Annotated in this window: 9 protein-coding genes and 1 pseudogene; 5 read left to right on the top strand and 5 right to left on the bottom strand. The window is 42.8% G+C overall.

Features of this window, described 5'->3' with window-relative positions:
• Positions 1-112: pseudogene (locus FTV34_RS13990) on the top strand (IS982 family transposase); the annotation flags it as partial.
• 23 nt (positions 113-135) lie between these two features.
• Complete coding sequence (locus FTV34_RS13985; RefSeq protein ID WP_180070589.1) at positions 136-1,179, top strand: type I secretion C-terminal target domain-containing protein; 1,044 nt, start codon at positions 136-138, stop codon at positions 1,177-1,179.
• Between the two features lie 102 nt (positions 1,180-1,281).
• Here FTV34_RS13985 and FTV34_RS13980 read toward each other — a convergent pair whose 3' ends face one another.
• Both FTV34_RS13980 and FTV34_RS13975 read right to left on the bottom strand, forming a co-directional pair.
• Positions 1,282-1,737, bottom strand: coding sequence for a hypothetical protein (locus FTV34_RS13980; RefSeq protein WP_180070588.1), 456 nt, complete (start codon positions 1,735-1,737; stop codon positions 1,282-1,284).
• An 82-nt stretch (positions 1,738-1,819) separates the two neighbouring features.
• On the bottom strand, positions 1,820-2,428 hold the full coding sequence (locus FTV34_RS13975) for a DUF805 domain-containing protein (RefSeq protein ID WP_180070586.1): 609 nt from the start codon (positions 2,426-2,428) through the stop codon (positions 1,820-1,822).
• Between the two features lie 525 nt (positions 2,429-2,953).
• On the opposite strand from FTV34_RS13975, the gene FTV34_RS13970 reads away from it, so the two are divergent.
• Positions 2,954-3,544 (top strand): DUF4142 domain-containing protein, encoded by a 591-nt coding sequence (locus FTV34_RS13970; RefSeq protein WP_171505613.1) that lies wholly within the window; start codon positions 2,954-2,956, stop codon positions 3,542-3,544.
• 81 nt (positions 3,545-3,625) lie between these two features.
• Here the strand turns inward: FTV34_RS13970 and FTV34_RS13965 are convergent, their stop codons facing one another.
• The 3 genes from FTV34_RS13965 to FTV34_RS13960 form a co-directional block, all read right to left on the bottom strand.
• On the bottom strand, positions 3,626-4,909 hold the full coding sequence (locus tag FTV34_RS13965) for a ribonucleotide-diphosphate reductase subunit beta (protein ID WP_004785102.1): 1,284 nt from the start codon (positions 4,907-4,909) through the stop codon (positions 3,626-3,628).
• A 138-nt stretch (positions 4,910-5,047) separates the two neighbouring features.
• Positions 5,048-5,179 carry a hypothetical protein gene (locus FTV34_RS17970; protein WP_005237071.1) on the bottom strand — a complete coding sequence of 44 codons (132 nt, stop codon included), beginning with the start codon at positions 5,177-5,179 and terminating at the stop codon, positions 5,048-5,050.
• Between the two features lie 533 nt (positions 5,180-5,712).
• Positions 5,713-8,547 (bottom strand): ribonucleoside-diphosphate reductase subunit alpha, encoded by a 2,835-nt coding sequence (locus FTV34_RS13960; RefSeq protein WP_159124296.1) that lies wholly within the window; start codon positions 8,545-8,547, stop codon positions 5,713-5,715.
• Between the two features lie 569 nt (positions 8,548-9,116).
• Here FTV34_RS13960 and bfmR point away from each other — a divergent pair.
• Positions 9,117-9,833: a response regulator transcription factor BfmR gene (gene bfmR, locus FTV34_RS13955; RefSeq protein WP_004785097.1), complete on the top strand. Its 717-nt coding sequence runs from the start codon at positions 9,117-9,119 to the stop codon at positions 9,831-9,833.
• Between the two features lie 41 nt (positions 9,834-9,874).
• Entirely contained in the window at positions 9,875-11,551 is a 1,677-nt protein-coding gene (bfmS, locus tag FTV34_RS13950; protein ID WP_166138643.1) for a sensor histidine kinase BfmS, read from the top strand.
• Positions 11,552-11,606: the final 55 nt, after the last annotated feature.

The following is an 11,606-nucleotide window of genomic DNA, read 5'->3' as shown; positions in this document are numbered from 1 at the left end:
CAAAGCACGTAGTGTTCATGGATTTCTAGGAGGGATTTACGCGTCCTTGTGTGCATATCAACTGATCCATAAAAATAAGCCAACAATTCAAATTATGAAGTCATCGGCTTAAGCAGGATTCGGGTTACTTTAGGATTGGGTACAGCATTAGATGCGCTTCTAAATGGAATTTTAGAAGGGGTAGATGGTGCAGGCCAGGCATTATTCGATAACCTGGTTGAACCACTAGTTAGCGATATTTTGCTAGATACCGTGCTTGAAGAAACTGGCCTAACGACTGGTTTAAATACCTTGCTCGGATCATTAAATGCATTGCTAAGTACTTTAGGGCTGGATGATGTTTTACCAGCTGTTGATGGCTTAATAGACCTGATCGCTCAAGAAGCCTTAAGTAATCCATTAACGCTATTTGGTGGAACCACTGCTGAAGTCTACGAAGTCAATGGAGAAATCTACCGTGCAACAGGCAATATTCAGGAAACTTCAGCCGACGGCACACAAGCGGATAATTGGGCGGGTGGCGTATTAACTGAGATTAATGGGCAGCCAGTAACTTTCTATTTAAGTGATGAAGGAGGTAACTTTACCCTTATCGAAGGGACATATGGTGAGCTCAAACTCTATGAAAATGGTAATTTCAGTTATGAATACAATAGTGCAGTAGGACAGGGCCCATTACTGAGTGAGGTATTTGAATATACGGTAACGCGTAATGCGGGACAGGCCGATCAGGAAAGTGCTTCAGCAAATCTGGTGATCAATATTGATCAGGTAAACCAGATTCTTAACTATGCCGACGATCCAGCAGATAACCTGTTACAGGGTGGTGCAGGTGATGACATCCTGACAGGTGGTGCAGGAGCAGATACAGCGATCTATTATTTACTAAATAATGCTGATGCAACTGGCGGCAATGGTACAGATACCTGGACTGACTTCAATGCAGTTGAAGGTGACACCATCGATGTATCTGCATTATTAAGTGATCAGGCAGTAAATGCGTCAAATCTGGGGAACTATATCACACTCGAACAACGTGGAGATGATACAGTCGTGACGATCGATCGTGATGGTTCCGATACCAATACCACCTTTGCACGCGCTGATTTGCTGATATTACAGAATGTAGACAGTGCAACTTTACAGCTGGATGACATCATTAAATATAATCCAATCTAATCAGCAGGTTCAGAATGGATGATTTATAAAATTTTATGATGTCATTGAACTTCAATTAAAAAATCCCGCTTAACGCGGGATTTTTTAATTTTACATGGGCATTTAAAGTGTTAAAAACCAGATAGAAGCAGCAATGACGACAATTAAGATAACCAGAAAGATTTTTAGATTGGTTTTAGGATAAGTGGTGCTTAAGCTCGCTTTCGTAATTTCCTGACCTGCGGGATCATACAGAATCACCTTTTGTGCACTATTTTCATAACCTAATTCTAGCAGGGCACGCTGTTCAAGAGCTGTCAGACCCTCTTCAGGCATATCCATAACTTGCAGCAGCGTTGTAGAGCCCCAAAGTTTTTGAACAATTGAAGTAGATACCAGCTGTTTTAGGGTGTCTGAGGCAGCATTAAAGTCGGCAATGATGCTGCGTTCATGCGCATAGGGAACGGGAGGGACCATTGTTTGCACAATCGTGCCCTCATTGTCCATCAGTTGCATTTTATCTTTATAAATTCGCACCCATATTGCATTGGGAAGTTTGGATAACTGATCTTGCAGCATGAATTGCCCACGTATTGCTTTGATATTAAATTAAATAATCTATAAACATATCCAGTATCAAGACGGGATATGTAATGTTCCATTACTTGGCAGGAGCACCATATTCATTATTTTCTTTTTTGGTATCATTTGCCCACCAGATGATGAGTAAAATGGCTCCTATCCCTGTCAGTACAAGCAATTGCCACCATCCAGAGCGTCCAATGTCATGCAAGCGACGTGCCCCTACAGCCAGACTTGGGAGCAGAAGCGCTAAATTTAGCAGGCCATTCACCAAAGGTTTGGTGCCTAAAACTGCATCAATGGCTTCACTAATAATGCTTAAAATTACACAAAACAGCATAAAGAACCAAAATTCTTTACGGCGTGCACGACCTGAAAAGTTTGCATAATTGGTTAGACATTTTACAAACCAGTCGATACTGCTGTAATTCTCTTCAGCCTGATCCAGATTGGAATATTTATTAATCTGATTGCTAATGCTTTCTCCCAGATGAATCGAGTTTCCCAAAGCCAGATAAATATCTGCTGCCTGACCGGTTGAGTTAACAATAAAATCAACCCGGTCACCGCGTGAAGGAGGGCGTTGTCCACGCCAGTCTGCACCGCTAAAACTGTAGCGGTTGTTATCATCCCCTGTGATAAAACCCGTATTATCTTGAATAGAAAAATCCAGGATGGAACCTTTCATAAGCCCTCTCTATTTATCTTCTGGCTATTATGGATTTGTATAAATATTATTCATATATGGCCGATAGTAGCATAGGAAATTTATTTTGAGATCAAGCTTTTATAAAAATATTTAGGTAATAAATTTTCACTATCTAAAGCTAGAAGTTCTGATTAATAAGAAGTTGATTTAGCCGATAACAAATAATTTAGTTAAATTTAGATTTTCTTAATTTGTTGAATAATAAGGAATGATTTAATGGAGCAAAACTAAGATAAGTTTAATAAGGCTAAAAATATACTGAAATTTATAAAATAGAATTTAAATCAATAACTTAATTAATTTTAGTATTTTATTCAATATAAATATATTGCGAATTTTTACGTAGAGTTTGAATAAGAAACTAATCCCCAACAGACTTTGCTTAAGTTAATAAATGCTTAGATATTGATCTCATAAAACAACTTAAACATTACACTGTTTTTAAGTGAATTCACCTATTTTATAAAGGCAATTTTAATTAATAAAACATTAAAGGGTGTCATGATGAAAGCTATTCCAATGAAGAAGATGATTAACTGCGTTGCGATGAGTGGTGTATTGCTATTCACTGCTGGTCAAACGATGGCAATGAATCAGCAATCTTCAACTGCTGCTCAAGCAAATTCTAAAGCATCAAATGACAGCCGAATGAATTTAACTGAGAGCCAAGTGATTAAGGTTGTAAGTACGGTCAATAACGGTGAAATCAAACAGGCAAAAACAGCCTTGCCTAAGCTTAAAACAGATGACGCACGTAAGTATGCGCAAATGATGATTAGCGAACATACAGCGAACGAGAAAAAAGGCCAGGCTCTGGCAGACCGTTTAAAATTAACTCCTCAAGCAAGCAGTCTCAGTACTGCATTGCAAAGCGATAGTGACAAGATTGTTACTGACCTGAGCAAGCCATCTGCAGCCGATAAAGACTATATGATGAGTCAGGTTGAAGTACATCGTAAAGCCCTGAACACTTTGGATACACAATTGATTCCAAATGCGAAAAATGCGGAATTAAAAAGCATGTTGACGCACACCCGTACTGCGGTAGCGACACATCTGAAAAAAGCTGAACAAATCGTTGAAAAGATGAAATAAGTTAAGCATTCATCCAATAAAAAAACCGCCATTTTAGGCGGTTTTTTTGATCATAATACTTTATATATTATGTGATATTTCTTACCAGCTTAACGCGCCACCAGTTTGATAATCTGTTACGCGAGTTTCGAAGAAGTTCTTCTCTTTACGTAGATCCATCATTTCTGACATCCACTGGAATGGATTGTTCACACCAGTAAACTGTTCAGGCAAGCCTAACTGGCTCAAGCGACGGTTACAGATAAATTTCAGGTATTCTTCCATCATACCGGCATTCATGCCCAATACACCGCGTGGCATCGTGTCACGTGCATATTCGATTTCAAGCATGGTGCCTTCAAGGATCATCTGAATCACTTCTTGCTGGAATTCAGCAGTCCACAGATGTGGGTTCTCGATCTTGATCTGGTTGATCATATCAATACCGAAGTTCAGGTGCATAGATTCATCACGCAGGATGTACTGGAATTGCTCAGCAACACCATTCATCTTGTTACGACGACCCATAGACAGAATTTGGGTGAAACCGCAGTAGAAGAAGATACCTTCAAGTACACAGTAGAATGCGATCAGGTTGCGAAGCAAGATCTGGTCGTTTTCTGGTGTACCGGTTTTGAAAGTAGGATCACTTAGAGATTGTGTATATTTCAAGCCCCAAGCCGCTTTACGTGCAACTGATGGGACTTCGCGGTACATGTTGAAGACTTCACCTTCGTCCATACCTAAAGACTCGATACAGTACTGGTAAGCATGCGTATGAATCGCTTCTTCAAATGACTGACGCAGGATGTACTGACGGCATTCAGGGTTGGTGATGTGACGGTAGATCGCCAATACCAGGTTGTTTGCAACCAGTGAATCTGCTGTAGAGAAGAAGCCCAGTGAACGCATCACGATGGTACGTTCATCTTCGGTCAAGCCATTTTCAGACTTCCACAACGCGATGTCGTGGTTCATGTTGATTTCTTGAGGCATCCAGTGGTTCGCACAACCATCCAGATATTTCTGCCAAGCCCATTCGTATTTGAATGGCACTAACTGGTTCAAGTCAGCACGGCAGTTGATCATACGTTTATCATCAACTTGTACACGCTGTGCACCCATCTCAAGTTCTTCAAGACCAGGCGCAACGTCCAGCTGGTCTAGGGAAGCAGATGCTCTTGCCAGTGAATCGGTTGAATTTGATCCTGCGCTTCGAGGGGCTGCAGCGGGTTGTGCAGCTGCCACATTCGACGATGTGTTGCTTGCATCAGATACCATCTGCGGATTAGCCGTTTTTTTCGGCTCGACGGGCGTAGGCTGCTGTTCAGGTGCAGCCGGTTTTTGCGAATCATCTTCGAAATCGTCCCAACTTAGGATAGACATATCAATTCTCTCTAGTTGCTTTATATCTTTTATTAGACATCCAGCAGTGCTGAGATGTCTTACTATACGCTCAATTTGTGTAAACAAAATTAAGTTTTGTCGATGAATGCTCTGAATTTGTTCAGAGATAAATCCCCACTACTTATTTTGTTTACGCTGTTGCTGGCGAACTTTAAACCAGAAATAAGCAATCGGTGCGTAAAAGGTAACGGCAAAGGAAAGGATCAATGCCACAAGTCCTAACATGTAGTTGTGAGTCATATGGGGCATAGGTTTTCCTTTAATTTAAGTCGAGAGGCTTTTCAGCCTCCCATCTTTTTACCACAAGCTTAGTTGAGCTTGATTCGGATAACTCCGACAATGTGAGCGAACATACTCTAACCGATTAAATCGGATGCGAGTGTAGTTGCACACACTGACAGGCTTATCCAACGAGCACATAACTCTCATCAGCATCTCCTTTTTGTAAAAGACGCTTTCAGAGGATGACTCTTTACCTAAACTTTGCTAAAGTATTCTGCGTTAAGTCGTCGAAAATTTAACATCTAGAATACTCTAGCGATTCAGGGAAGTATTTCCTCTGAAAGCTTGGGTTTTCAAACCAATGGTCTGTCAGTTTTGGCAGGCCATTTTTATTGCCTAAAATTTTTCTTTATATCCGCACCTCCTTTGATTTTTCTCAGTTAGTTTGGAATCCCCCTAAATCCCCCTTTTGCAAAGGGGGACTTGCATCCCACCATTTGCTTCGAGAAATCTCCCTCCTTTGAAAAAGGAGGGTCGGGGTGGATTAGAAACCCGTCAGATTACTGACAAGCCTCACAATCAGGATTATCAATTGAACATGCTTGTGGCACTGGCGCTGCTTGAGTGAAACCTTCTTCCTCTACAGGCGCTTCAGGTTTTTTCTCTTCAACCACTGGTGCTGCAACTACAGGAGCCGCAACAGTTGCAGGCTTAACTGCATTCAATGCACCAGTATTAATGGTTGATTTCTCAGCAGAAGTTGCACCTAAGGCACGTAGGTAGTAAGTCGTTTTCAGACCACGTAACCAAGCCATCTTGTAAGTGATGTCCAGTTTCTTACCGTTTGCACCAGCGATGTACAGGTTCAGAGATTGCGCCTGATCGATCCATTTTTGACGACGAGAAGCAGCATCTACGATCCAGCGTGGCTCAACTTCAAACGCAGTCGCAAAGATCGCTTTCAATTCTTCAGGAATACGAGAAATCTTTTGTACTGAACCTTCAAAGTGTTTCAGGTCATTGACCATCACTGCATCCCAAAGACCACGTTCTTTCAACGCACGTACCAGGTACGGGTTGATCACTGTGAATTCACCAGACAGGTTAGATTTCACATACAGGTTCTGGAATGTAGGCTCGATTGACTGAGACACGCCACAAATGTTCGAAATAGTTGCAGTCGGAGCAATCGCCATCACATTCGAATTACGCATACCGTCTTTTTGAACTTTGGCACGTAAAGTGTCCCAGTCCAGACGTTGTGTGCGGTCTACTTCAAACATGCGTTCTGGACGAGTTTTCGCAACCAGGTCAAGTGAGTCGATTGGCAGAATACCTTGATCCCACAATGAGCCTTTGAATGTTTCATACGTACCGCGTTCAACAGCAAGGTCACTTGAAGTTGAAATTGCGTAGTAAGAAATCACTTCCATTGATTCATCAGCAAACTCAACCGCAGCGTCAGAACCGTAAGCCATACCCATTTCGTAAAGCGCATCCTGGAAGCCCATGATACCCATACCGACTGGACGGTGTTTCAGGTTCGAGTTACGTGCTTGTGGAACTGCGTAGTAGTTGATGTCGATGACGTTATCGAGCATACGAACCGCAGTTTTCACTGTACGCGCCAGTTTTTCACGATCCAGCTTGCCGCCTTGGACGTGTTGTACCAGGTTGATCGAACCTAAGTTACATACTGCGATTTCTTCTTTGCTGGTGTTCAGGGTGATTTCTGTACAAAGGTTAGAAGAGTGAACCACACCTACGTGTTGTTGTGGTGAACGCAGGTTACATACGTCTTTAAATGTGATCCAAGGGTGACCTGTTTCAAACAACATAGACAACATTTTGCGCCACAAATCTTTTGCACGGATTTTCTTGTGCAACATATTTGTTTCTTTGGCAATGCTTTCGTAGTAAGCATAACGCTCAGCGAATTCTGCACCAGTCAGATCGTGAAGATCAGGTGTTTCAGAAGGGGTGAACAGAGTCCATTCGGCATCTTCAAATACACGTTGCATGAACAGGTCAGGAACCCAGTTCGCAGTGTTCATGTCGTGAGTACGGCGACGGTCATCACCAGTGTTCTTACGCAGCTCAAGGAATTCTTCGATATCCAGATGCCAGGTTTCCAGGTATGCACATACCGCACCTTTACGTTTACCACCCTGATTTACTGCAACAGCAGTATCGTTGGCAACTTTAAGGAATGGCACCACACCTTGAGACTTACCGTTTGTACCTTTAATGTAAGAGTTCAGGGCACGAACTGGAGTCCAGTCATTACCTAAACCGCCTGCCCATTTAGACAGCATTGCGTTATCACGCATCGCGCCATAGATGTCAAACAGATCATCATCAATTGTAGTTAAGTAGCAGCTAGATAACTGTGGACGTAGCGTACCTGAGTTGAACAGGGTAGGCGTAGACGCCATGTAGTCGAAGCTAGACAATAAGTTATAGAACTCGATTGCACGGTCTTCACGGTTATCTTCGTTCAGGGCAAGACCCATAGACACACGCATGAAGAACAATTGCGGCAATTCGAAACGCACGCCATCTGAGTGGATAAAGTAACGGTCAAATAGGGTTTGCAGACCTAGGTAAGTGAACTGGTTTGAACGTTCTGGTTGAATCGCTGCAGCCAGCTTAGCCAGGTCAAAGTTTAACAATTCAGGTGAAAGAAGCTCTAACTCAATCCCTTTTTTCAGGAAAGTTTCAAGTGCATCACCTTCATTAGTATCAGTGGATAGACCCAAGAACTCTAAACCGGTAGCCACCAGGTCATCACGCAACAGACGTGCAGTCACATAAGTATAGTTAGGTTCTTGCTCAATACGGGTACGAGTTGCCATCATCATTGTGGTAGAGATGTCAGACTCTTTTACACCATTATAAAGGTTTTTTACGGTCTCATCGACAATCGCCTGTACGTCGATCCCTTCAAGGCCTTCAGCAGCACGAGTCACAGTCGCAGTCAATTCGCTTAAGTCAAGCGGCTTTAACTTACCTTCTGCATCAGTGACTTGCAGTGTAGGGTGATGGTTGGCACCTAACTGTTTGCGCGCTTCAGAACGTTGTTCACGGTAGATGACATAGGCACGTGCAACTTTCTGTTCGCCAGTACGCATCAGCGCAAGTTCAACCTGATCCTGAATTTCTTCGATATGGATCGTACCACCCGATGGTAAACGGCGTTTGAATGTATTCAGAACCATTTCCGTTAATTGTTCGATACGGTCGTGTATACGGCTCGAATCTGCACTTTGCTGGCCTTCTACTGCCAAAAATGCTTTTCCAATTGCAACAGAAATTTTTTCTGCATCAAAAGCGGCAACATCACCGGTGCGTTTAATCACCTGAAGTTGACCCGGAGTGGACGTGATTACGCTCATGTTAGCATAGCTCCATTGTCATCTATTTTTATGTTTATGGACCGTTTGAACTGGGCAAAAATCGTGCCACAGTGTTCGAGGAATAAACACAAGACCTAGTGGTTATAAAATTAATTGAACACAAGATACGGGAAAATTTAGGGTAGATCAATATTGACATTTTGCTAAATATTTTTCTGAAGTTTTATCTTAATCTTTTGCAAAAAGATCCCAATTTTTATTGATTCTTGCATAAGCCTTATCCGGCAAGGCATAGCATATCAAAGCTGGCAAAAAGTGCTTATAGATAACATTGTGGATAACTAAAAAGGCCTGAATCAACTAGTCACATTTTGTTCAGATTAAGCTTTAATCGATGCAAATAAGCCGACAAACGGTAGTTAAATGCACATTCGAGTGAAATGTGCACGATAAAATATTACAAAATGCTACTTTGATGTATTGGTTTGGTGAACGCTATCTTGTTTACAATGTAAACGTGTGTATATTGCAAGCATATTAAAAACGTATCTATTGGATTTCAAAAGGATACGTCCGTAGCATGCGTCCATCAAATAAAGGGGCAACACATGAGCCAAGAAGAAAAGTTACCTAAAATTCTAATTGTTGAAGATGATGAGCGTCTTGCTCGTTTAACACAAGAATACCTCATCCGTAATGGTCTTGAGGTTGGGGTAGAGCCGGATGGCAACCGTGCTATTCGTCGTATTATTGCCGAGCAACCAGACATGGTGGTTCTAGATGTCATGTTGCCCGGTGCTGATGGTTTGACCATCTGTCGTGAAGTTCGTCCACATTATCATCAACCGATTTTAATGCTAACTGCACGTACTGAAGATATGGATCAGGTCCTAGGTCTGGAAATGGGTGCAGATGACTATGTCGCTAAACCGGTTCAGCCGCGTGTCCTATTAGCTCGTATTCGTGCTTTATTGCGTCGTACCGACAAGGTGCCTGAAGATGAAGTGGCTCAACGCATCGAATTTGATGACCTAGTGATCGACAATGGTGGTCGTTCAGTGACCTTAAATGGTGAGCTGGTTGACTTTACCAGTGCAGAATATGACCTGTTGTGGCTGCTGGCTTCAAATGCGGGCCGCATCCTGTCACGTGAAGATATCTTTGAACGTCTACGCGGTATCGAATATGACGGCCAAGACCGTTCAATTGATGTGCGTATCTCGCGCATTCGTCCAAAAATTGGTGACGATCCTGAAAATCCAAAACGTATTAAAACAGTACGTAGTAAAGGTTATCTATTCGTCAAAGAAACTAACGGTATCTAATCGGTGCCTTTAGCCGCCTGAATAAACAGGATAATTTATAGGTGTTTAAACACAGTATATTTTTGCGGATATACGCAGGCTTGGTCATGCTTGTGGTCCTGGTGGCAGTATTCAGCTATCTGCTGGTACAGATCATCAACTACCAGCGTGCGCAGGAGTATCGTGAATCCCTGACTGATGGTATGGCATATATTATCAGTGAGGGGGTTGCGAGACAGCCTAATCTGCAGCAAAAGATGGACTGGGTTTCAGATGCGTCTGATCTGTTAGAATTGCCGATCTACTATGTTGAAGCCAGTAAAGTGGATATTACCCGAGCGGAAGGCCGACGTCTGGCTGACCGTAAGGCAGTCGTGCGTTGGGATGCCAAAACCGGGGTAGCTTATATTGTCATTGGGCTACGTGATGATCCAAGTCATTATCTTTATATTAAGGCGGATAATATTACTGAACGTCAGATGAAGGCTTTACCAGTCTTTATTCTGGACTATCTGGTGTACTACCCAGGTCAGGAAAAAGAATACCTGAAGCGAATTCAGGATTATTTCTCTTATCCAATCTCGATCGAAAATGTCCAGAGCCTGCCACTAGATTCCGAGCAGATCGGACGTTTGCGTCTAGATCACAGCATTATCCTATATCGTGACAGTGCCTCAATTCGCGGTACTACGATTTCAATCATTTCTCCTATTCCTAGCTCGACGTCTGAAGTGCTAGTCATGGGGCCAGTGCCGTTATTTAACTGGATGCCATTCCAGTTAGCTGCCGGAATTACCTTATTGAGCTTGTTTGTCTTGAGTCTGGGGATTTATGGTCTGCTGGTGCCAATGCAGCGTAAACTGCGTGAAGTTAGCTATGCCCTGAACAAGATGAAAACCGGGAACATGTCATTGCGTCTTCCGGTAGAGGGTAGTGATGAGATGGCGACGCTGGCTTCCAGCTATAACAATATGTCGGATCATATTCAGCGTCTGATTGAAGCGCAGCGTGAATTGATGCGTGCGGTATCGCATGAGCTGCGTACACCTGTTGCCCGTATCCGTTTTGCAGTGGAAATGATGGCAGATGAAGACGACTATGATTACCGCCTGCAGCAGGTTGAGCAGATCGATAAGGATATTGAAGCCTTAAATACCTTGATCGATGAAATCATGACTTATGCCAAACTGGAACAGGGCATGCCTTCAATTGAATTTGAAGATATTGATCTGTTTGAAGTGTTGGAGCAGGTGGCAGTCGAAACAGATGCTCTAAAAACTGGAAAAGAAGTCGAAGTGCTGCCAATGCCAGTACCTGTAACCGTAGAAGCTGAACGACGTTACCTGCATCGTGTGGTGCAAAATCTGGTGGGTAATGCAGTACGCTACTGTGAGCAGAAAATCCTGATCAGCGGTGGACTAGATGCTAAGGGCATGGCATATATCTGTGTAGAAGATGATGGTCCGGGGATTCCGGAAGCTGACCGCGCTCGTATCTTTGAAGCCTTTGCCCGACTGGATGATAGTCGTACCCGTGCTTCAGGGGGTTATGGTTTGGGCTTGTCTATTGTCAGCCGGATTGCTTACTGGTTTGGTGGAGAGATTCAGGTCGATCAAAGTCCGACACTGGGTGGTGCACGCTTTATCATGATTTGGCCAGCCAGCCGTTATGGTAAAAAAATCAAGCAAAAACCGATCGAAAAACTGGAAAAAGCTGAAGTGTCAGATCAGTCAGAATAAGAGTTTAGGTGAGAAAAAACGATACATAGGTATCGTTTTTTTATGGCTATTTAAA

Source organism: Acinetobacter sp. YH16038 (assembly GCF_013417275.1).
Classification (GTDB): Bacteria; Pseudomonadota; Gammaproteobacteria; order Pseudomonadales; family Moraxellaceae; genus Acinetobacter.
The sequence above is the reverse complement of the archived record's forward strand: the minus strand, read 5'-3'. Positions and strand labels throughout refer to the sequence as shown.

What these genes read in the sequence shown, in the direction of transcription:
- FTV34_RS13975 (WP_180070586.1), bottom strand. Translation starts at nt 2,428, where the DNA reads ATGAAAGGTTCCATCCTGGATTTTTCTATTCAAGATAATACGGGTTTT.
- FTV34_RS13960 (WP_159124296.1), bottom strand. Translation starts at nt 8,547, where the DNA reads ATGAGCGTAATCACGTCCACTCCGGGTCAACTTCAGGTGATTAAACGC.
- bfmR (WP_004785097.1), top strand. Translation starts at nt 9,117, where the DNA reads ATGAGCCAAGAAGAAAAGTTACCTAAAATTCTAATTGTTGAAGATGAT.
- FTV34_RS17970 (WP_005237071.1), bottom strand. Translation starts at nt 5,179, where the DNA reads ATGCCCCATATGACTCACAACTACATGTTAGGACTTGTGGCATTGATC.
- FTV34_RS13965 (WP_004785102.1), bottom strand. Translation starts at nt 4,909, where the DNA reads ATGTCTATCCTAAGTTGGGACGATTTCGAAGATGATTCGCAAAAACCG.
- FTV34_RS13970 (WP_171505613.1), top strand. Translation starts at nt 2,954, where the DNA reads ATGAAAGCTATTCCAATGAAGAAGATGATTAACTGCGTTGCGATGAGT.
- FTV34_RS13980 (WP_180070588.1), bottom strand. Translation starts at nt 1,737, where the DNA reads ATGCTGCAAGATCAGTTATCCAAACTTCCCAATGCAATATGGGTGCGA.